This window comes from Christiangramia portivictoriae DSM 23547 (assembly GCF_000423045.1).
GTDB classification, from domain to species: Bacteria; Bacteroidota; Bacteroidia; order Flavobacteriales; family Flavobacteriaceae; genus Christiangramia; species Christiangramia portivictoriae.
In genome coordinates this window covers 427978-449001 of record NZ_AUHF01000001.1, presented here as the reverse complement: position 1 = coordinate 449001, position 21024 = coordinate 427978, and the positions used below count along the sequence as shown (strand labels likewise).

Genomic DNA, 21024 nt, shown 5'->3' with positions numbered 1-21024 from the left:
TCTACGTATTAAAAATTAACTGCTAAGTGAAAAAGAAATCTTTTAGAAGAAGGGAATGGCGTAACATCAACCCCGGTAAAAATTCCGTTTGCTCCAAAGTTGGATACTTCAGGATCGTAACTATTGTAATCAAAAATGTTGATAAGGTTGGTTCCCGAGAATCCAAGTTTGATATTATCGATCGAGCCATTTAGGAAATCGTCGTAAACTTCCGCAGGAATATTATAGTATAAACCAAGCTCACGCATTCTTAAATAAGAAGCATCTTCTACAAAAACCTCAGCGGAAGATCCTAACTGACTCACCCTATATGGTCCATTTCCAACCTGACCGTCTGGATCAAGATCTACGGTATCATAATCATGACTGGTTCCATTCAGATCTGTCAACAAGGTTGTAAGATTCACATTCTCGCCTCCATTTTTCCATTGCCATACAAAGGATAGATCAAAATTCTTATAGATCAACTGGGAGTTAAAACCCATTTGAAAATCTGGCTCGGCATCTCCAAACTTCTGAAATCCGTTCTCACCAGGATTTGGTCCAATCCCAACGATTTGAGTAGCGCTCGATCCTTCTTCAATTCTGAAGGTTCCCAGGGTTGCTCCAAATGCTCCAATATTAAAAGGATCTACATCAAGCCTGGTAATTTCTGAAGTGTTCTTATAGAAATTTACACCAAGATTCCAGGTAAAATCTTCTGTAGCCACAGGAACTGCATCAAGAGTCAATTCTATACCACGGTTTCTTAATTCCCCGGCATTCACAAATTCACTGGTAAATCCAGTTGAAGGTTCGAGAGAAGCCTGAAGTATAAGATTTTCGATGGTTTTGATATAATAGGTGGCAGAAAAGTTAAGCCTGTTGTTGAAGAAGCTAACATCAGTACCAAACTCAAGTTCTTTTTGTCTCTCAGACTCAAGATCACGATCTCCACGTACTCCAATCAAACTAATCCCCAGCAATCCATCTGTAGAAAAGGTATTATAAGAAGTAAAAAGAGCTCCAAATGGCGGGAAATTTCCAGCCTCTCCGTATGCAGCTCTTAGTTTGAACTGGCTCCATGGGCTGTTTTCGTTCCAGAATCCAAATTCGTTGAGATTTACAGCGACAGATGCTTTTGGATAGTAATATAGCTCATTCGCATCACCATTGTTAGAAGATTTATCACCTCTAAGACCTACCGTTGCGATTACTTTATCCTGAAAATTCACCTCTTCCTGAACAAAGAAACCAGAATCTTCCTGCAACAATCTTGTTTGATTCACGCCAGTATTTGCGGCCTGATCAACATTAGTTTCAGAAGCAACAAGTCCGGTAGCTGAGATCAATTGAGTATTCCTGTCAAAGTTCTCCCGGGTTACACCGGCCTGAGTACGAAAGTTCAGATCATTTCCGGTAAAATAATTATGCACCAGGAAAGCTGAAAGGTTATAATTCTTATTCTGGGTATCACCCTGAACCGCAACCCCATTCAGTCCACCATTCGATGGCTTCTGAAATTGTAAAGATTTTGGGAATATCGCCCTGGTTTTGAGTCCGTAGAAATCAAGACCTCCGCGAAGGATCAATTCGAGATTAGAGCTTTCTGCAGTATATAGATCAACATTGGCAGTTCCACCAACAATAAATCTATTCACGGTTTCATTGTTACGAACCTGGTCTCTGGTTTGCAGAGGATTGGAAGCCCCAGCTGGATTGTCTGGATAGACCCCATCTTCATTCGGAAAAAGTTCAAGCCATGGCGTGGTTCCGGTAAGCGTTACCCCAATGGTGGTTCCTGAATTATCGTTATTGAAAAAACCTCTGTTCGCAGATGAATGTGCGTAACTGGAACTTAGTCCAAGCTTGATAAAGTCGGTTGGTCTGTGATCAAGATTCAATCGAAGCGAAGTTTTCTTGTAACCTGTTCCTTTAACGATACCTTCCTCATCGTTATGTGTGATACCGGTATAAAACCGGGTTTTCTCACTACCTCCGCTCATACTGAAGTTCGTGATACTTATAAGTCCTTTTTCTCCGAAGATCTCTTTTTCATAATCCACAAGCCTTCCTTCCTGCTGGGCTTCCAGGAAGCTTACTGCGGCATCATCTCCAAAGCTATCGCGTACGCGCTGCTCATTATAATCACGAAGACCCAAAAGGTTGTTTACTTCTGTCCAGCCTGTAGCCTGGGAGAAATTGAAAATAGTTTCTCCAGCCTTACCTTTTTTAGTGGTGATGATGACCACCCCGGCGGCGGCTCTGGAACCGTAGATCGCTGCGGCAGATGCACCTTTTAGAATTTCGATATTAGCAATATCTTCAGGGTTGATATCTGCGATCCTGTTAGAGGGGTTGTCCTGGTTGGAGGCGCTACCACCGGCGGCGGCTGCAGAAACGATGTTAAGGCCGGCCGCAATCGAACTGTTGTCTATATAAACCCCATCGATAATATAAAGTGGCTGTGTATTCCCCTGAATAGAGGTCGCACCACGAAGTTTGACCGATAAACCTCCACCAGGAGCACCTGAGTTGGCACTTACTGTGGCTCCGGCGAATTTTCCATATAATGCTCCATCAAGCGTTGGAGGAGGCGTTCTACCTGATATTTCACTTGCAGAGAGGGATGACACGGCATTCGCCGCGTTCGCTCTTTTTACTGAGGTTGCCAACCCTGTAACCACCACTTCATCGAGGGTAGCTGAAGATTGCACAAACTGGATCGTCATGGGGGAATTAGAGGTCACTCTGATTTCCTGGGTTTCAAATCCCAGGTAAGAAAAGACTAAAGTCGTGGGAAGTGAAGCTACACTGATGCTGTAATTCCCATCAAAATCACTGGTGGTCCCATTGGTGGTTCCTTTCTCGATGACATTAACAAATGGCACCACTTCACCGGTGGCTTCGTTAATAGTCTTACCTTCCAGCACCTCCTGTGCGCAGAGGACGACTGGGGTAAGCAGGAAAAGAATTAACCTGAGAGATATCAAACAAAATTGCCTCATAATTAATGTGTTTATGGTTACATTAACAATATAAGGTATTTTTAACTAGATAATTGACTTTTTAGCCAAAGGGTTGTTAAAAACTTATCAATTCCATTGAAGACTTTCCATCAGGACGCGGATATCCTTTTTGAGGTAATTGGCTGCGGGCACTATGGAATCGTAGTTTGGCAAACTATTAAAGTATACAGAACCTGTGATAAAATGTTTTGTACTATCTGTTAGATAGAACTGCGCCTGCGAGGCAGCGTTACCCTCCACTTCATATAACATTCCATAGGTTTTATGCAGGTCGTTCATGTACACATCACCTTCTATGGCATCTGCTTTTACAGTATGCTGTAAAGGTAGTTTTTGAGCATCGGTAAGTAAAGAATCGAGATTCCCACGAACAGGCTGATATGTAAGAAAGATCACCCCATTCATTGAATCATAATTAATATTGATCCAACAAGGAATTTTGTTCCTGGAAGGCGATATTCGAGCATCCATGTTTTTATCAAATCTGTACGGGCAGCCAATATTCATCTGCTCATAACTGGCCTCTGGATAATCCAGGGCGAGGAACGCTTTTGGTTTTGGCTGCACTTCATCCTGGCAGGAAGCGAATAAAAACAGAAGACCTACTATAAACCACAGTTTTCTCATACAGGAGCAATATTTAGCTTGATTTGCTTGATCCTTTTATCGTCTATGACTTCGATGGAGAACGTATAATTTAAAAATATGATCTCGTCATTTTTCTTCGGAAAGCCTCCCGAAATTTCGAGCAGGAATCCAGCTAAAGTATCTGCCTCTCCTTTTTGATCCTCGAATACAGCTGGATCTTCAATTCTGGTGATCTTGTAAAAATCTTTTAGCGGAGTCTTCCCTTCAAAGACGAAGTTATTTTCATCCAGCTTGGAGTAAATGAGATCTTCATCATCAAACTCGTCACTAATATCACCTACAATCTCTTCAATGATATCTTCCAGGGAAATGAGTCCGCTGGTTCCTCCATACTCATCCACAACTATAGCAAGATGGTTTTTTTTGTTTTTAAAATCGTTGAGAAGATCATCCAGTTTTTTATTCTCCGGAACAAAGTAAGGTTCACGAAGCAAACTCGTCCAGACGAATTTCTTCTCATTCAGGTATGGTAAAAGATCTTTGATATATAAGATGCCAATGACGTTATCTACATTTTCACGAAAAACAGGAATCCTGGAATACCCGTTTTCGATGATCTCAGGAATTATTTCGTCGTAAGGACTTTCTTCATTAAGGGCAAAAATGTCCATTCTTGGGCGCATCACCTGCTTGGTGTCTGTATTTCCAAAACTTACGATGCCCTGCAGAATCTTCTGTTCTTCCCGAGTAGTATCTTCTTCGCTGGTAAGTTCGAGTGCCTGGGAAAGATGATCTATGCTAATAAAAGAACGTTGTTTCCCGAACTTATCATGAAAATAGAGCGTAACAGCCCTCATTGGAGTACTTAAAGGTGAAAAAAGCGTGTCCAGCACATTGATGGGATACGCCATGAAATTAGAAAATTGCACCTTGTTTCTGCTGGCATATACCTTCGGAAGAATTTCTCCGAAGAGTAAGATCAAAAATGTCACTACACCAACTTCAAAAATAAATCGAAGATCGACCCCGAAATAGGTGGTATTCATCCTTCCGAAGATGTCATCTGTGAGACTATCAAACAGCAGGACAATGGCAATATTGATAAAATTGTTGGCTACCAGAATCGTAGCCAGTAGTTTTTTAGGTTTTTCAAGCAGGCTGATAACTATATTCTGAGTCTTAGACCTCTTCCCATCTTCAGTAATAAAATTAGCGGGAGTAAGGGAAAAGAAAGCTACTTCTGCTCCAGAGATCATCGCAGAGCATAATAAGAGCACAAATAAGGTAACCAGGCTGATAAGCTGGGTAATTCCCATTGAGGCTAGAAACAAAAGCAAACTGGGAGGTTCCGAATCCAAAGGCTGAAATTTTAGTTAAACTTAGAAGGGCAGATCGTCCTCTTCTTCTGTCTGGTTATAAGGTTCATTTCTACTTCCCGGATTTTGGGTTACAGACTGCTGTTGTTGCATAGCCCTATTCTGACCCATTTGTGAATTTCCCGCAGTTGGCTCTGCAGAACTTTCATTCTTGGGAGTGAGAAATGTAAATTCTGTACAATGAATTTCTGTTGAATAGCGCTCGCTACCCGAATCATCCTGCCATTTTCTAGTCTTGATTCTACCTTCGATATAAACCTTGTCTCCTTTCTTCAGGTATTTTTCGCAGATCTCTGCAGCTTTGTTCCTTACTACCACATTGTGCCATTCAGTATTGGTCACACGCTCACCAGTTGTCTTATTGGTATAGCTTTCGTTAGTAGCAATCGGGAAGCGCCCCAGCGATCCACCACCTTCAAAATAATGCATTTTCACGTCATCTCCTGTATGTCCAATCAACATTACCTTGTTCAATGTACCTGTCATCTCCAAAATATTTAAAGCCAGTTGCGGCTTATTAAGACTAAATTTATTCTAAAATACTAATTTTTTCCCGCCACTAAGACAAAAACGGGCAAAGATATAAACAAGCTTCTATTTATATTCCTCCGGAAGGAACTCATTTAAAAAATTTTCTATAAGTACTGGAACTGGATAATCCTGAAGCTCATTAAAACTAATGGTTTCATCATTTTCCACGTCAATTATTAGGTTCCAGAAAGTTGTATGCAGGTGTTGATGCGATAATTTATGCACTACTTCCTTCTCATTATATATACTTAGCAGAAAATTTTCGCCATCTACTAGCTGCTGAAAGTTTTGCGTATTAATAAGCTCTTCCTCCCCTGCAGGTTTGCTGGTTTCAACCAATGGAAACTGATACAGTCCAGACCAGATACCTTTCCCAGTTCTTTCTTCCAGAATGGTCTGCTCATGCCTGAAGTGTGGTACTATATAATTAAAGTAACGATGCCTGATCTTTGTCTTTTTGAGTTTTACAGGCAGCTCTTTAATTTTATCATTTTTTAGCGCCAGACATATGTCGTTAAAAGGGCAGGTCTCACATAGCGGATTCTGGGGTTTACATTGTATAGCGCCAAATTCCATGATCGCCTGGTTAAAGGTAGCCGGATCTTCCTTATCTATAAGTTCCTGTGCAAGGGCTTTGAATTCTTTGACTCCGGTAGTACTATTAATAGGAGTTTCTACCCCGAAGACTCTGGATAACACCCGGTACACATTCCCATCTACAACAGCAACCGGTTCGTTATAACAAAAAGATGCAATTGCACTGGCGGTGTAATCTCCAACACCTTTTAAGGTCTTCAATTCTTTATAATGATCTGGGAAGTTACCCTGAAGCTCCTTAGAAACCTTGATCGCTGTAGCGTGAAGGTTCCTTGCTCTTGAATAATAACCCAGTCCCTGCCATAATTTCAACACCTCCTGCTCCGGGGCATTTGCCAGCGCATGAACGTTTGGATACACCTCGGTAAATCGCAGGTAGTAAGGCAAGCCCTGTTCCACCCGGGTTTGCTGCATTATTATTTCACTAAGCCAGATTTTATAGGGATCCTGAGTAGATCTCCATGGTAAGTCGCGTTTATTTTGCAAGTACCATTGCTTCAGTCTTTTGGAAAAAACCATAGTAAATTATGAATCTCCGCAATAATAGAGGTTTATTCCGTAATTATTAGTGAATTAGGTTTGAAATATTGCAGATTTAATTCTTATATTTGCCCCCTTGAAAAATTGAACCCCAATAATTAAATTTAAATAGCACGAAAATGACGAAAGCAGATATTGTAGCAAACATTTCAGAAAAACTGGGAATGGAAAAGGCAGACGTACAAGCTACTATAGAATCTTTTATGGATGAGGTTAAAACTTCACTGGAAAGTGGAGATAACGTTTATCTTCGTGGTTTTGGAAGTTTTGTTGTGAAGACCAGAGCTGAAAAAACTGGAAGAAACATTTCCAAGAACACGACCATTAAAATTCCTGCTCACAACATTCCTGCATTTAAACCTGCAAAGATTTTTGTAGAAGGAGTTAAATCAAATGTTGAGGTAAAGTAAATTGAAATACCGGACGGCCCGGTCTTTCCAAGAAATAAGTATTAATTTAAATGACATTGCACTATGCCAAGTGGTAAAAAAAGAAAAAGACATAAGGTGGCTACGCACAAGCGTAAAAAGAGAAGAAGAGCTAATCGCCACAAGAAAAAGTAGTGTGACAACTACTTTTTTTATTTAATTACAATCGTTCTTTGAAATTGAAACCTTCAGCAAACGAATTTTGTTATCAAGGTTTCTTCAGGATTCAAAACCTGTGAAAAAATAATGTTTAATCCATCTATGTCTGTAATTATTACAGGTATGGATATAAAATCTGGAAGTGTGGACAAAGAATTAATTATCCGGTCCGAACCTTCTGCTGTAGATTTTGCCTTATTAAAAGATGGAAAACTTATTGAACTTAACAAAGAGGAGGACAGCACCAAATTCAATGTTGGAGATATTTATATTGCCAAGATTCGAAAAGCTGTTCCTGGGTTAAATGCCGCATTTGTAAATGTTGGCTATGAGAAAGATGGTTTTTTACACTATCATGATCTGGGACCTCAGATCTCTTCTCTGCTAAAGTTCATCAAACGTGTAAGCACAGGTAAACTAAAAGATTATTCTTTAAAGAATTTTTCTATTGAAAAGGATATAGACAAGAACGGCGCAATTGCCGATGTCTTAAAATCCAATCAATCGGTACTGGTTCAAATAGTAAAAGAACCTATCTCCACGAAGGGCCCCAGGATAAGCTCAGAGCTTTCGCTGCCAGGGCGTTATATCGTTCTCGTGCCTTTTTCAAACAGGGTTTCAGTTTCTCAAAAAATTGAAAGCAAAGAAGAAAAGGAACGTTTAAAGAGACTGGTTAAGAGCATCAAACCTAAAGGATTTGGTGTGATTGTTAGAACCGTTGCCGAAGGCAAGAAAGTAGCAGAACTGGACAGAGACCTGCAGAATTTAGTTGGTCGCTGGACAGCCATGTGTAAAAAATTGTATAAGCCTCATCACCCCTCGAAAGTTCTTGGAGAATTGAATAGAGCCTCTTCATTGCTAAGAGACATATTCAATGATTCATTTACTTCCATTTGCGTGGATGATGAAACGCTTTATACTCAAATCAAAGATTATGTGGGCGAAATCGCTCCTGAAAAAGAATCAATCGTAAAGTTGCATCAATCCAATCAACCCATTTTCGAAAAACACGGTATCGAGAGACAAATTAAAACTTCCTTTGGGCGCACCGTCTCCATGAGTAAAGGTGCCTATCTGGTAATAGAACATACTGAAGCTATGCACGTTATTGACGTGAACTCCGGTAACCGTTCCAATAAATCCAAGAACCAGGAAGATACTGCATTAGAGGTTAACATGATAAGTGCCACAGAGATTGCCCGGCAGTTACGCTTGCGTGACATGGGCGGTATCATAGTCGTGGACTTTATAGACATGAATAAAGCCGAAAACAGAAAGAAACTCTACGATCACCTGCGTAACGAGATGAGTGATGACCGTGCCAAGCACAAGATTTTACCTCCGAGTAAATTCGGATTGATACAAATTACAAGACAACGCGTAAGGCCTGAAATGAATATCAAGACCCGTGAGGACAATCCAAACGGTAATGGCGAGATCGAAGCACCAATTAGTTTGGTGAATAAGATCAAAGTCGACCTTGAGAAGCTTATCAAAAAAGATCACAAAAAGATCACCCTTAGCGCACATCCCTTTATTGCAGCCTTTTTAACGAAAGGCTTTCCATCTCCCCGCTCCAAGTGGTTTGTTGACCACAAAAGGTGGGTGAAAATTTTACCTCGCGATGCTTACACGTATTTAGAGTACCACTTTCACGATAATGACGGGAAAGTGATCCAATAAAAAAAACGCCTTTCAAGCAATTGGAAGGCGTTTTTTTATGCCTTATTCTGAAATTGCCAATTGGCATTTGAACAACATTTCTTTGGCATTGGTTTAACTATAGTCACTTACACTTCAGATTAATTTTATGGGATTAACCATTTAATCTTGAATATGAAAAACTTAAAGGATTTATTCGAACACCAGCTGAAGGACCTCTACAGTGCAGAAACTCAATTATTGAAAGCCCTTCCAAAAATGGCAGAAAATGCCAGTGACGCCAAACTGAAGAAAGCATTTGAAGCACACCTCAAGGAAACAGAGACGCACCAGCACGCCTGGCCGAAGTTTGTGAGGAACTCGAAATTAAACCAACCGGTGAAACCTGCAAAGCAATGAAAGGCCTTATTACTGAAGCTGAAGCATTTCTAAAAGACGATGCTGAGAAAGCTGTGCGTGATGCAGGTCTAATTGCCGACGCGCAGAGAGTGGAACACTACGAGATCTCAGGCTACGGAACCGTAGTTCGATATGCCAAGGAACTCGGTTACGATAGCATCGCCAGGAAACTGCAAAAGACACTGGACGAAGAATACAGGGCAGATGAGAAACTGGACAAGCTGGCTGAAAACAGATTGAACAAAAGGCGAAATAGGAGCTTCAATAAATTAGCTAAACCTTCCCTTCCGGAAGGTTTTTTATGTCTTAGAAGTCTCCGATAGCAGGTATTTACTATTCAAAATTCTATATTTGAGGCATGAGGAAATTTCCACTTCTTGTAAGCGGCATCACCCTTATTCTGGGATTTGCCTTCTACGGGGAACATATTACAATCAATATAGGTGACACTTATTATGTAATTCCTTCGGAAGTTGTTCTATTTTGCATTTGGTTTGTAATTACAATAATCTACTGGCTATTCCAGCTGAAAAGATACTTGTCCCGCCATGAAGCATAAATTCAAATCCTATAGTGTAGAGGAAGCTTTACAGAAGCTTATGCATTTCTGTGCCTACAGAGATCGTTCTCAGAAGGAAGTGGAAGATAAACTGAATGATATGCATATGATTGACGCCGCCAAGGAAAAGATCATCATAGAACTCATGCAGGAAGGATTCCTGAATGAAGAACGTTTTGCCAGAAGCTTCGTTAGAGGAAAATTCAGAATTAAAAAATGGGGACGTGTAAAGATCACCCAGGAATTAAAGAAAAGAGGGATTTCGTCACCTATCATTAAAATGGGACTTACCGAAATTAAAGAGTCAGATTATCGATCAACGCTTTTTGAGCTTGCTGAAAAAAAACTGGAGAAGATTAACGAACCTAACGAGTACAAGAGAAAGGGAAAGCTGGCAGATCATCTCCTCCGAAAAGGCTATGAATCCTCGCTGGTATTTGACTCCATACAGGAGATCATCTAGCTAATTTTATTCTTACTGTGCGTGTTTTTAATAGCCTGCCTATTCTTATAGTCGATCCATTTTTGTCCGCGTAATTTTCGCATATAGTTATCGAAATGCCTCATAAAAACGAGGTTATAAACTGCCTTGGAAAGGTTGGTAAGAGTTCTTGGCGTTGCCCGCAAACTCATGGAAAAACCAGCTGTTAAATACGTCATATGGTGCCAGTAACCTTCAGGCATGTACAAAGTTTCTCCATGCTTCAACTCTGTCACACACCCACTTGCTTCCTTGAGTGCTGGAAATTTTTCATAATCCGGATTCGTAAAATCGATGTCCTCACGGCTTATCAAAGCATGTGGCACCTTGTATAAAAACTTGCTTTCAGAAGGAGGAAACAAAATACAGCGCTTTTTTCCGTGGAAATGAAAGTGAAGAATATTTGCATAGTCAATATCATAATGCATAAAAACCTTACTGTTCTCTCCGCCAAAAAACAGCATGGGCAATTGCTTCAAAAACCGCAAACCCATATCTGGAAACTTAAAATCCTTTTGTAGCGCAGGAACTTCTTTCATTAAATGATACAGGAAAATTCGATAATTTGTAGGTTTTGAATTGAGAAGATCCACATAATCCCGCATTTTCATTTTTGTATGTGGCTCATTAAATTTGAACTCTGAGCTTATGGGCCGGTCGTCATATAATGGTACTTCCCGGTCGCAGGCAATTTCTTGAATATATCCCAGTGACCATTTTTTATAAGCAGGCCAGTCATCTATCAAATGTTCGATAACGACAGGTTTTTGCGGTCTAACATAATCTCGCACAAAATCTGCCTTTGAAATCGTTTTTACTCTCGGTATGTTCTCAAGTCTCATAAATTCATGCTTCATTTAATACCGGCATGGCGATGTGTGCGTTCGATTGCCTTGCGGTTTTTATATTCTATCCATTTTTGTCCTTTCAATTTACGCATCAAATTATCATAGTTACGCATAAATAAAAGGTTGGATAACACTTCACCAAGGTCTGATGGTTTTGACGGCAGCGATCTAAGCGTAAGTGAAAGACTAGGAGTTTCATATTTAACCCAATGCCACCAGCGACTGGGAATATACAGAGCATCTCCATGTTCTAAAGTACATTCATATCCCTTTGCCTTGGCTAAAGCCGGATATTTATCCAGATCAGGATCTTCCATATCAATGATTTCCATACTTACGATGGAATATGGCACCTTATAAATAAAACCTGTTTGATCTGGAGGATATAAAATAATTCGCTTTCTGCCTGCGAAGTTAAAATGAAAATTATTGGCCAGATCCATGTCGTAATGCATGACGACCTTCGAACCTTCACCACCAACAAATAATACAGGAAGCTTCTTAAAGAACTTCACTCCCAGCTCCGGGTACTTGAAATCCTCGATAAGATCAGGGCAATTTTGAAGTAGATTAAAGAAGAACATCCGTAGATCTGTAGGACCTTTTTCTAAAATTTCAATATAGTCTTTAAAAGGAATCTTTTTTGCCGGACCATGAGAATTAGAACGGCCACTGGCTGGTTTCCCGTCATATAAGGGCACAATGATCTCACCTGCCTTTTCCTTGAAATAACTGAAATTCCATTTTTTAAGAGCAGGCCAGTTCCTGCTAAGATCTTCAATAATTACTGGTCTCCTGGGTTCAAAATATTCCCGGTGAAATTCTTCCTGTGAAAGATTGCTTCGCCTGGGAATATTTTGGAGATCCAGTTTCAATAGGTATTCTTTTGTTAAACTTTCGTTTTTGCCTTTTGCTGAGCTTCAAGATTTCGCTCGATCTTGTGTCCTGGTCGGGACCATTTAGGTTTCTCGTTCTGACTCTGAAACTGAGTATTTTCAGCAGCTACACTTTCAGGCTGTGATTTCTTTACAAAAGGTTTTTGCGGATTCAAACCAAGCATTTTAAACATTTCCATATCCTCATTCACATCAGGATTTGGTGTTGTAAGCAATTTGTCACCGGCAAATATGGAGTTTGCTCCGGCGAAGAAACACATCGCCTGTCCTTCTCTGCTCATCTGCGTTCTTCCAGCTGAAAGTCTCACCTGTGTTTCTGGCATAACGATCCTGGTTGTTGCCACCATCCTGATCATATCCCAGATTGGTACGGGTTCCTGTTCTTCCATTGGAGTTCCTTCTACAGGAACAAGCGCATTGATTGGAACAGATTCTGGCTGTGGGTTAAGAGTCGCCAGCGCAACCAGCATTCCTGCACGGTCTGCCGTACTTTCTCCCATTCCAATGATCCCTCCACTGCATACGGTCACGTTCGTTTTACGAACATTGTCGATCGTTGCAAGTCTATCGTCAAATCCACGGGTTGAGATCACTTCTTTATAATAATCTTCAGATGTATCAAGGTTGTGATTGTATGCGTAAAGGCCAGCTTCTGCAAGTCTTGCCGCCTGGTTTTCTGTAAGCATTCCCAGCGTGCAGCAAACCTCCATATCCAGCTTATTGATACTTCTTACCATTTCCAGGACATTGTCGAACTCTTCCCCATCTTTCACATTTCTCCAGGCTGCACCCATACAAACTCTGGAACTTCCAGATGCTTTAGCGCGCAATGCCTGGGCTTTCACCTGGTTTACGCTCATAAGATCGTTCCCTTCCAGATCTGTATGATATCGAGCCGCCTGAGGGCAATATCCGCAATCTTCGGGACAGCCACCGGTCTTTATAGAAAGTAAGGTTGAAACCTGTACCGTATTTGGATCATGATGCTCGCGATGAACGCTCGCAGCTTCGTAAAGCAGATCCATAAATGGTTTGTTATATATATCGAGGATCTCTTCCTTCGTCCAGTCGTGTTTAAGTGCCATGTAATTCGATTTGTATTCAAAAATAAAGAAAACTAAGCTTTCAAGAGTAAAGCTGCAAAAAGTTTTATGAATGTGAGTCTAAAATGATCAATTTGCAGAAATTAGCAGGGAAACCGCATTGCCGCCAAAACCAACAGAGTTTACCAGAATGTTTTTTAATTGCGTGGGTTTTTTCTGAAATCTTGAAAAAGGCACAGTTATAAATTCCTGATGCTGAAGCATCAAGACCGCCATTTGAATATTCAGAATTCCTGATGTTGCAAAGCTATGCCCGGTTTTCCATTTGTTAGAGGTAATGGCAGGATGGTTCTCACCAAAGACATGTTTTACCGCATTTACTTCAGCCACATCCCCGCCAATGGTTCCGGGAGCATGCATCACGATCCCATCAATCTCTTCAGAAGTATCTTTTATTGCCATTTTCATGCTCTTCTGAAGACAGAAACCTTCCCGGGATAGGGATGCACCGTGCTTTAATTCTTCATTGGCGTAACCAATCCCGTGAATAACAGCCTGTGAACTTACTGAAGTGTTTTTACTCAAAGACACCAATCCCGCCGCTTCACTTAGTATCATGCTATTCTTTTCCTTTTCCATATCCAGCGATTTACATGGATATTCATCATTATTTTGCGCATAGATCTTCATAGCTTCCATTTGTGCCAGCGTAAAACCTGTAAGTGGTGCTTCGCTGCCACCGGCAATGAAATGATCGCGCATGCCGCTTTCCAGCCAGGCGATCGCATTCAGAATGGAATGCATTCCTGTAGAACAGGTAATACTATGGGAGAATTCGGGGCCTTCCAGTTGCAGATCCTGTGCGGTCCAGGAGCTAATATTCCCTAAAGTGGTGGTTGGTGAACTATAGGTAGAGGCCTTTCCGGTCTCTGTGAATTCCTTGTGATATTTTTCAAAAAGTTCTGTTGCACCGCGGCTGCTTCCAATGTTCAACCCAGAATTACTATTAGTGTAACCGGTTTGTTCTTTAAGTTTTCGGCCGGTAAGGATAGCCATTAGAACCGAACGGTCCAGATGGCGGTACCTGGAATCTTCCTGCTGCAGCTCTGCTAGCTGCCTGTCCAGTTGCTCCGGTAATTTTCCAGCCCACCAGGATCCTTCAGCCGCAGTTATTCTACTAAAATGGTGGGAGTTTTGAAGGTAGTTGTTCCAGATCTCTTCCGCAGCGCTTCCCAAGGGAGAAACACTGGCGATCGCGTCTATGGAAATAGGATTTTTCAAGGACTTATTTTTATGTCAAAAATACTATGGATAGTTCTTTTGGACAGTTCATCAAGCGTTAATTTACGCCTGAAATTGATCGATACATTCCTGAAGCAACTGGTAGATATCGCTCATCTGAGCTTCAGAAGTAATATAAGGCGGAACGATGTAGATGGTATTTCCAAGCGGACGTAAAAATAATCTCCTGTCCATAAAAAAGCTGAAAAGCTTATTGCGCTGATTCCCGTAACGCTCCATTTTCACATCAAGCTCAAAAGCGAGGATCACTCCCATGGAGCGAGGGTTGAGAACTTGTTGGTTCTGCTTCAATTCAAGAATGAACTTCTTGTTACTTTCTGAAATCCTATGAATGTTCTGCTGAATTTCTTCGGAAGTCAGTAATTCTATACCTGCCAGGGCCGCTGCGCACGCAAGTGGATTCGCCGTATAGGTATGGCCGTGAAAAAGACCTTTCGCAATTTCATCTGAATAGAAAGCATCGTAAACTTTCTGACTACACGAGGTTAATCCCATTGGCAGCAGGCCTGCAGTTAGAGCTTTAGACATACAGATTACGTCTGGCTTTTCAGCAATATGATCTGAAGCAAAATAAGTCCCGGTTTTACCAAAACCTGTCATAACCTCATCTGCCACCAGGAGGACTTCACGTTGCCGGCAGAGTTTTAATATGGCATTCAATCCTTCTGCATCGTGAAATTTCATTGCTGCTGCACCCTGAATTAGAGGCTCATAAATGAATCCAGCAATATTTCCCTTGCTAAGTAGAGTTTCTAATTGATCGAGAATTGCCTTGTTGTTGGTGCCATCTGGAACCGGAATACGTTCTACACGTATAAAATGATCTTCAAAAGCTCCGTTGTAAACAGATAATCCGGAAACCGACATTGCTCCGAAAGTATCACCATGGAATCCATTTTCAAAAGCGAGCATTACTTTTCGATCATTCCCGAGGTTATGATGATACTGCAGTGCCATTTTGATCCCGATCTCGGTCGCTGTGGAGCCATTATCATTGAAAAACAGTTTTTGCTGCCCTTCAGGTAATATTTTTATCAAAGCTTCAGATAGCTCTATGGCCGGCTCGTGTGTGAATCCGCTGAAAACCACCTGATCCAGTTGCTGCATCTGCGCAGCAACCTTTCCAGTGATGTGCGGGTTGCAATGTCCATAAACCGCAGTGTACCAGGAAGAGATTCCGTCAATATACTCCCGGCCTTCATCGTCTGTAAGTATCACGCCGCTTGCCTTGGTGATAGGCAGCATTTCTGAAGATACCTTATGCTGCGTGAGCGGATGCCATAAATGTTTGCCGTCCCTTTGTCTAAGGTTTGATGTATTCGTTACTTTTTGCATAGCTTCTCCCTCCATTTTTCAGCATATTCCAGTACTACATTCTTATCAAAATATGGCTCCTGTTCTATTCTTCCCAGTACTTCAATACCACCATGCTCCCGGATCGCCTGTTCCGTACTTTTGTGCTCATCACCGCTAAAGATGATCTTAATATTATTAATCCCACGTGATTTAAGCGCTTCAATACTCAACAGCGTGTGATTGATGCTTCCAAGATAATGCCTGGAAACCAGAATGACACAGTCATCTTTCTCAATTAGGTCCAGGATGGTGCTTTTATCATTTAAAGGCACCAGTAATCCACCTGCACCTTCAATAATGAGATCTCGATTGGTTTCAGGTCTTTTGATCTTCTTCAAATCAATTTTTACTGAATCAATCTCCGCAGCAGCATGCGGACTCATAGGACTATTCAAAGCATAGCTATTATTATGAAAAGTCGTGCTGGGATTGCTAATCAAACGCTCAACTTTATGAGTGTCTGAATTATCGAGGTCACCAGCCTGTACAGGCTTCCAGTAATCGGCTTCCAATGCTTCAGTGATGATGGCGGCTGCGATGCTTTTTCCAACATCTGTACTAATTCCGGTAATAAAATAATGAGCAGGCATTAATCCAATTTTTGTACAAAGTTAGCCAGCCTTTCCAAGACCTCCGAAATTTCCTGCTTCGAATTATAGGCATGCAGACAAAATCTTAATCTTTCCTGTCCCAGAGGAACCGTAGGTGATAATATGGGTTTTACCACGAAACCATTTTCCAGTAGCTTTGCAGCGATTGTTTTCACTCGATCATTCCCTGTCACGATACAGCTCTGGATGGTAGAATCACTATTTATAAATCTTTTGGTAAGCGCATTCCTGTCCAGCTCAGCTTTAAAAAATCTGATATTTTCACGAAGCTTTGCTGTAATTAGAGCATCAGCCTGAAGGTTTTCATATGCTGCCAGTAAAGTAGCGACGGCATGTGGAGGAAGTGCAGTGGTATATATAAAGCTCCTTGCAAAATTGATCAGGTAATCTCTTAATTGAGCACTGCCCAGAATAGCCGCACCATGGCTACCCATTGCCTTGCCAAAGGTCTGAATCCTGGCGAATACGCTTTTTTCAAGGCCAAGCTCCTGAATCAACCCAACACCAGATTCACCAAAAACACCGGTCGCATGAGCCTCGTCGATAATCAATAAAGCATTAAAGCGCCGTGCAAGATCTGCTATGCGCAAAAGATCAGGCCTATCACCATCCATGGAAAATACAGATTCTGTAACGATATATATCTGCGAATCATTAGAGGTTGCGCTGAACCTGCTGAGTTTAGATTCAAGTTCCGCCAGATTGTTATGAGCAAACTTATAAGACCTGGCCAGGCTCATCCTCAGACCATCACGGATAGAAGCATGACTCAATTCATCGTATAATATCACATCACCCTTTTGCGGCACTGCTGAAAAAAATCCCAGATTGGCATCATATCCAGAGTTGAATATCAAAGCAGAATCAGCTTGGTGAAATTGAGCGATCACTTTTTCAGCTTTACTGAATAATGCATGATTGCCAGAGAGAAGCCTGGAACCGGTAGCTCCATTTTTAAAATCATATCCAGCCAGTATCTCCGAAACCCTACCTCTAATAACTTCCGAAGAAGAAAACCCCAAATAGTCGTTGGAAAAAAAATCTATACCTTCCATTTCAGAAGGAAGACTTCGAAAAAAATTATCAAGTTTTCTTTTTTCAAGTCTTTGCTCTAATTTTAAGGGTAGCTTATGCATATAGCAAACTTAAGCAATGAAATTTATAAAATATAAACTGGGAACTATTTGCTCTTAAAGTAGTACTTGCGACAATTGCCGCACTGGTAATTGGATATGAACCGGAAACACAGGGTAAAGGCGCGAGATTAAAAACGAATGCACTGGATGCTTTTGGTTCTGCGATCTTTATATGAATGGCTCTAAGATTTCAGAACGAAGAGTCTGTTGATATTACCGGGTCCTAGGGCAGATTGTTGTAGGGATTGGGTTTATTGGCGCAGGAACGATTCTGGAAAAGAAGTAGAAGATCCAAGGTCTTACCACCGCAGCTGCAGTTTGGTGTAGTGCTGCTACCGTATGTCCTGCTGGTTTTGGAATGTATACAGAACTAGATATTATAAGCGGACTTATTTTAATTATCAACCTCGGTTTTGGCTACTTGAACACGAAATGATCAGAAAGAATAAACAGGACGAGGAGAAAAAAGATTAACCGCTAATTATTTATCAGCGTCATCCATTTTACTGTGATCCACGTTATCTTCAGGAGTATCGTCCACCTTGCTTTTCAGGATATGGGTATTCTTCTGGTATTTACCCTGCAGTTCATCCATTACCGATTTGTCCCAGAGTTTCACTCCTATAAAATATGAAGCCCTTCCTATAAGGTGTGCACTTACAGGTGCAGTAAGGAACAGAAACAAAATGATCACAAATGCCTGAGAAGTCACATCGGCATTGCTAAAAAATATAGTGGAGCTAAGCAACAATAAGCCTACACCTAGCGTGGCCGCTTTGGTCGTTACAGAAATACGTAGGTAGGTATCTGGCATACGCACAATCCCAATCGCTGCTAAAAGAACGAAAAGGGCTCCTAAGGTCGCTATGGCGGCTATAATGATATCGATCATTTCCTTTTACGTTTTTCGAGATAATATGAAAGTGCTACGGTACTTAAAAAAGCAATCAATGCCAGGATAAGTGCAGTATCCATTAAAGTTGACTGACTGTAAATTATACTGTATATCGCAATGATCCCAATACCGGTAGTAATTAGCAGGTCCAGTGAAACGATCTTATCTGCGATGCTGGGACCCTGTATAAATCTCCAGAGAATTAAAACTGCAGAGATCACCAGCACGGGTAAAATGATATAATGTAAATATTCAACTAACGTCATGACAGCACTTCCAAAATTCTACGTTCAAATCCATCCTTGATCCCGCGAATGAATTTCTCTCTGTCCTTCAGGTACATCGCATGCACAAAAAGAACTTTCTTATCATTAGATACATCAATACTTAAAGTTCCCGGTGTCAACGAGATCATATTCGCAAGCACGGTAATTCCAATATCAGATTTTACATCCAGAGGCACCATGATGATTCCCGGGGTGACATTAAGTCGAGGTGTAATCACTTCATAAGCTACCTCGATATTGGCCTTAACCAGTTCATAAAGAAAATTCAGCAATAACAAGATGATCTTAGGAACAATTAGGAAATAACGGGTTCGTTTTCTTCCCACGGTGATCAACCATAGAATATGAAAATTCAGAAAGAATCCAAACAAATAGTTCTCGAAAGAAAAATCACCCGTAAGAGCAACCCATACGAATGTTAGTAATATGTTTGAAAGAAATTTATTCTTCATTTTCTTAATTCTTCTGCTTTAAAACCGCTTCAATATATCCTTCACTGTTCACCAGTTCATCAGCAATTCTCGCCGATAGTTCCTGAATATGCTCTGCTCCAAAACCAATATACAAAGATACAATACTAAGCATCGCTACCGGCACAATAAATTGCGAGCGTTTAAGATTGGTCATTTTATGAAAATAACCAAAATACTTTCTTTCAGGCATTACCTTCCCGTCTTTCCAGAATACTTCAGCCCACATTTTCGCGATGATCACCAGGGTGATAAAACTTGCGAAAATGATTGCCGCTACCGTAATATAATTTTCTCCGAAGAATCCGGCTTTGATCAAATTGATCTTAGGCCAGAAACCAGATAAGGGCGGGATACCAACTAAAGAGAATAATGGGATGAAGAGCAGTAAACTAATCTTAGGATATTTGGCGTAGATGCCTCCAAGATCGCGCATACTGTTAGTTCCAGTGATCCTGTATACCACACCGCTCACCATAAAAAGATTGGTTTTTACAATAATATCATGAATGAGATAAAAGATGGCTCCGGCAATAGCAATTTCTGTAAACATCCCTATCCCAGCGATCATATAACCAATATGACAGATGATAAGATATGAAAACACCTTTCTCATATTATTCTGTACCAACGCTCCAATTCCACCGCTTACGAGGGTTAGAATGGCAATGACCATGATAATATTGTTTAGGAACGCGTCATTAACGAAAATAAGCGTAAAAACCCTGATCAAGGCGTAGACTCCTACTTTGGTCAATAATCCTCCAAAAATAGCTGAAACGGCAAATGGAGGTGTGTGATACGAAGCCGGTAGCCAGAAATATAATGGAAACACTCCAGCTTTGATCCCGAAACCAATCAAGAACAATACGGCTGTGATTTGCACGAGTCCGCGGTTCTCCACTGCAGCAACCTGTCCTGCAAGATCTGCCATATTCAAACTTCCTGTGATTCCATAAAGTACCGCAATCGCAGTAAGGAAGATCATAGAAGCAAGAATATTCAGAGTAAAATATTTCACTGCGCCCTCCAGCTGGGCTTTCTCTCCACCAATAGTAATAAGTACGAATGAGCTGATAATGATGATCTCGAACCACACGTAGAGGTTGAAAATATCACCTGTTAAAAAAGCCCCGTTCAATCCCAGTAGCAGGAAATGAAATATAGGAAAATAACCGAACCGAAGCCGGTCTCTTAATACTGAACCTGCAGAAAATATGGAGACAGCAAGTCCTGAAATTGCCGTTAATAATACTAATGTAGCTGCCAGCGAATCTGCAACAAAGGTGATCCCAAAAGGAGCTTCCCAGTTACCGGCCTGAATGGTTTGCGTTCCATTCTGCCATATATAGCTAAATAGCACGACCGCGAGAATGACGCTTAGCGTACTCCCGAAGATGCTGAAAATCTTCTGAAAACGTATCCTTGACCAGCCAAACATCAGGATAATACTGATGGCCATTTGAAGGAAAAGCGGGTATAATATTAAATGCTGTGTCATGAATCTTCGTCGGTTGCGTTCATTTCATCCAGGTCATCAGTTCTCACTACGGTATGCGCTCTTTTAACCAGAACGATGGCAAAAGATTGCAGTCCAAAACTAATTACGATGGCGGTAAGGATCAATGCCTGTGGCACAGGATCGGCAAAGGCTTCCAGAAAAACCTTGGAATCCCCGGGAATAATTGGTGGTGCCCCTTTGGTAATTCTACCCAACAGGAAAATCAGCAGGTTCGCACCGTTCCCTAACAGTATGATCCCAATGATCAATTTCACCATACTTCGGCGAAGCATCATATAAATACCAGTTCCATACAGAATACCTACCATTAATGCTAAAAGTATCTCCATA

General features: G+C 41.1%; 21 protein-coding genes and 1 pseudogene. 5 read left to right on the top strand and 17 right to left on the bottom strand.

The annotated features are described in order from the left end of the window. Nucleotides 1–8: 8 nt before the first annotated feature. The 5 genes from G529_RS0102155 to mutY all read right to left on the bottom strand — a co-directional run bounded on the left by G529_RS0102155 (nucleotide 9) and on the right by mutY (nucleotide 6619). Complete coding sequence (locus G529_RS0102155; protein ID WP_026913967.1) at nucleotides 9–2987, bottom strand: SusC/RagA family TonB-linked outer membrane protein; 2979 nt, start codon at nucleotides 2985–2987, stop codon at nucleotides 9–11. A gap of 87 nt (nucleotides 2988–3074) precedes the next feature. Next, nucleotides 3075–3635: a gliding motility lipoprotein GldD gene (gene gldD / locus G529_RS0102150; protein ID WP_026913966.1), complete on the bottom strand. Its 561-nt coding sequence runs from the start codon at nucleotides 3633–3635 to the stop codon at nucleotides 3075–3077. Beyond that, entirely contained in the window at nucleotides 3632–4954 is a 1323-nt protein-coding gene (locus G529_RS0102145; protein WP_026913965.1) for a gliding motility-associated protein GldE, read from the bottom strand. The genes gldD and G529_RS0102145 overlap by 4 nt, the downstream gene beginning before the upstream one ends. A gap of 21 nt (nucleotides 4955–4975) precedes the next feature. Further along, nucleotides 4976–5458 (bottom strand): single-stranded DNA-binding protein, encoded by a 483-nt coding sequence (locus G529_RS0102140; RefSeq protein WP_026913964.1) that lies wholly within the window; start codon nucleotides 5456–5458, stop codon nucleotides 4976–4978. 108 nt (nucleotides 5459–5566) lie between these two features. Next, complete coding sequence (gene mutY / locus G529_RS0102135) at nucleotides 5567–6619, bottom strand: A/G-specific adenine glycosylase (RefSeq protein WP_026913963.1); 1053 nt, start codon at nucleotides 6617–6619, stop codon at nucleotides 5567–5569. A gap of 140 nt (nucleotides 6620–6759) precedes the next feature. Between mutY and G529_RS0102130 the strand changes: the two genes are divergently transcribed. From G529_RS0102130 to G529_RS0102110, 5 genes and pseudogenes are all read left to right on the top strand, one after another. After that, entirely contained in the window at nucleotides 6760–7050 is a 291-nt protein-coding gene (locus G529_RS0102130; protein ID WP_026913962.1) for an HU family DNA-binding protein, read from the top strand. A 321-nt stretch (nucleotides 7051–7371) separates the two neighbouring features. Next, nucleotides 7372–8910 carry an Rne/Rng family ribonuclease gene (locus tag G529_RS0102125; RefSeq protein WP_026913961.1) on the top strand — a complete coding sequence of 513 codons (1539 nt, stop codon included), beginning with the start codon at nucleotides 7372–7374 and terminating at the stop codon, nucleotides 8908–8910. Nucleotides 8911–9063: 153 nt separating this feature from the next. Beyond that, a pseudogene (locus G529_RS15375) lies at nucleotides 9064–9611 on the top strand (YciE/YciF ferroxidase family protein). Between the two features lie 35 nt (nucleotides 9612–9646). Further along, nucleotides 9647–9847: a hypothetical protein gene (locus tag G529_RS16585; protein WP_026913960.1), complete on the top strand. Its 201-nt coding sequence runs from the start codon at nucleotides 9647–9649 to the stop codon at nucleotides 9845–9847. Further along, nucleotides 9837–10310, top strand: coding sequence for a regulatory protein RecX (locus G529_RS0102110; RefSeq protein ID WP_026913959.1), 474 nt, complete (start codon nucleotides 9837–9839; stop codon nucleotides 10308–10310). The genes G529_RS16585 and G529_RS0102110 overlap by 11 nt, the downstream gene beginning before the upstream one ends. On the opposite strand, the gene G529_RS0102105 is transcribed toward G529_RS0102110, so the two are convergent. From G529_RS0102105 to G529_RS0102050, 12 genes are all read right to left on the bottom strand, one after another. Further along, nucleotides 10307–11170 carry a cupin-like domain-containing protein gene (locus G529_RS0102105; protein ID WP_245566883.1) on the bottom strand — a complete coding sequence of 288 codons (864 nt, stop codon included), beginning with the start codon at nucleotides 11168–11170 and terminating at the stop codon, nucleotides 10307–10309. The two genes, G529_RS0102110 and G529_RS0102105, sit on opposite strands and share 4 nt — an antisense overlap. Nucleotides 11171–11181: 11 nt before the next feature. Then, nucleotides 11182–12051 (bottom strand): cupin-like domain-containing protein, encoded by an 870-nt coding sequence (locus tag G529_RS0102100; protein ID WP_026913957.1) that lies wholly within the window; start codon nucleotides 12049–12051, stop codon nucleotides 11182–11184. Between the two features lie 14 nt (nucleotides 12052–12065). Then, entirely contained in the window at nucleotides 12066–13157 is a 1092-nt protein-coding gene (gene bioB, locus G529_RS0102095; RefSeq protein ID WP_026913956.1) for a biotin synthase BioB, read from the bottom strand. Nucleotides 13158–13244: 87 nt separating this feature from the next. Then, nucleotides 13245–14396 (bottom strand): beta-ketoacyl synthase N-terminal-like domain-containing protein, encoded by a 1152-nt coding sequence (locus G529_RS0102090; protein ID WP_026913955.1) that lies wholly within the window; start codon nucleotides 14394–14396, stop codon nucleotides 13245–13247. A gap of 63 nt (nucleotides 14397–14459) precedes the next feature. After that, entirely contained in the window at nucleotides 14460–15752 is a 1293-nt protein-coding gene (gene bioA, locus G529_RS0102085) for an adenosylmethionine--8-amino-7-oxononanoate transaminase (RefSeq protein WP_026913954.1), read from the bottom strand. After that, complete coding sequence (bioD, locus tag G529_RS0102080) at nucleotides 15740–16363, bottom strand: dethiobiotin synthase (RefSeq protein ID WP_026913953.1); 624 nt, start codon at nucleotides 16361–16363, stop codon at nucleotides 15740–15742. The genes bioA and bioD overlap by 13 nt, the downstream gene beginning before the upstream one ends. After that, a complete protein-coding gene (locus G529_RS0102075) occupies nucleotides 16363–17520 on the bottom strand; it encodes an aminotransferase class I/II-fold pyridoxal phosphate-dependent enzyme (RefSeq protein ID WP_026913952.1) in 1158 nt (385 codons plus the stop codon). Before G529_RS0102075 ends, bioD begins: the two co-directional genes overlap by 1 nt. A 481-nt stretch (nucleotides 17521–18001) precedes the next feature. After that, a complete protein-coding gene (gene mnhG, locus G529_RS0102070; RefSeq protein WP_026913951.1) occupies nucleotides 18002–18412 on the bottom strand; it encodes a monovalent cation/H(+) antiporter subunit G in 411 nt (136 codons plus the stop codon). Next, nucleotides 18409–18681, bottom strand: coding sequence for a monovalent cation/H+ antiporter complex subunit F (locus G529_RS0102065; protein WP_026913950.1), 273 nt, complete (start codon nucleotides 18679–18681; stop codon nucleotides 18409–18411). Before G529_RS0102065 ends, mnhG begins: the two co-directional genes overlap by 4 nt. Further along, nucleotides 18678–19154 (bottom strand): Na+/H+ antiporter subunit E, encoded by a 477-nt coding sequence (locus tag G529_RS0102060; protein ID WP_026913949.1) that lies wholly within the window; start codon nucleotides 19152–19154, stop codon nucleotides 18678–18680. The genes G529_RS0102065 and G529_RS0102060 overlap by 4 nt, the downstream gene beginning before the upstream one ends. A gap of 4 nt (nucleotides 19155–19158) precedes the next feature. After that, nucleotides 19159–20673, bottom strand: coding sequence for a proton-conducting transporter transmembrane domain-containing protein (locus tag G529_RS0102055; protein WP_026913948.1), 1515 nt, complete (start codon nucleotides 20671–20673; stop codon nucleotides 19159–19161). After that, entirely contained in the window at nucleotides 20670–21023 is a 354-nt protein-coding gene (locus G529_RS0102050; RefSeq protein ID WP_026913947.1) for a Na+/H+ antiporter subunit C, read from the bottom strand. Before G529_RS0102050 ends, G529_RS0102055 begins: the two co-directional genes overlap by 4 nt. Nucleotide 21024: the final 1 nt, after the last annotated feature.

Coding starts and splice junctions, on each gene's coding strand:
- G529_RS0102155 (WP_026913967.1), bottom strand. CDS start 2,987: ATGAGGCAATTTTGTTTGATATCTCTCAGGTTAATTCTTTTCCTGCTT.
- gldD (WP_026913966.1), bottom strand. CDS start 3,635: ATGAGAAAACTGTGGTTTATAGTAGGTCTTCTGTTTTTATTCGCTTCC.
- G529_RS0102140 (WP_026913964.1), bottom strand. CDS start 5,458: ATGACAGGTACATTGAACAAGGTAATGTTGATTGGACATACAGGAGAT.
- mutY (WP_026913963.1), bottom strand. CDS start 6,619: ATGGTTTTTTCCAAAAGACTGAAGCAATGGTACTTGCAAAATAAACGC.
- G529_RS0102130 (WP_026913962.1), top strand. CDS start 6,760: ATGACGAAAGCAGATATTGTAGCAAACATTTCAGAAAAACTGGGAATG.
- G529_RS16585 (WP_026913960.1), top strand. CDS start 9,647: ATGAGGAAATTTCCACTTCTTGTAAGCGGCATCACCCTTATTCTGGGA.
- G529_RS0102110 (WP_026913959.1), top strand. CDS start 9,837: ATGAAGCATAAATTCAAATCCTATAGTGTAGAGGAAGCTTTACAGAAG.
- G529_RS0102105 (WP_245566883.1), bottom strand. CDS start 11,170: ATGAGACTTGAGAACATACCGAGAGTAAAAACGATTTCAAAGGCAGAT.
- bioB (WP_026913956.1), bottom strand. CDS start 13,157: ATGGCACTTAAACACGACTGGACGAAGGAAGAGATCCTCGATATATAT.
- bioA (WP_026913954.1), bottom strand. CDS start 15,752: ATGCAAAAAGTAACGAATACATCAAACCTTAGACAAAGGGACGGCAAA.
- bioD (WP_026913953.1), bottom strand. CDS start 16,363: ATGCCTGCTCATTATTTTATTACCGGAATTAGTACAGATGTTGGAAAA.
- G529_RS0102075 (WP_026913952.1), bottom strand. CDS start 17,520: ATGCATAAGCTACCCTTAAAATTAGAGCAAAGACTTGAAAAAAGAAAA.
- mnhG (WP_026913951.1), bottom strand. CDS start 18,412: ATGATCGATATCATTATAGCCGCCATAGCGACCTTAGGAGCCCTTTTC.
- G529_RS0102065 (WP_026913950.1), bottom strand. CDS start 18,681: ATGACGTTAGTTGAATATTTACATTATATCATTTTACCCGTGCTGGTG.
- G529_RS0102060 (WP_026913949.1), bottom strand. CDS start 19,154: ATGAAGAATAAATTTCTTTCAAACATATTACTAACATTCGTATGGGTT.
- G529_RS0102055 (WP_026913948.1), bottom strand. CDS start 20,673: ATGACACAGCATTTAATATTATACCCGCTTTTCCTTCAAATGGCCATC.
- G529_RS0102050 (WP_026913947.1), bottom strand. CDS start 21,023: ATGGAGATACTTTTAGCATTAATGGTAGGTATTCTGTATGGAACTGGT.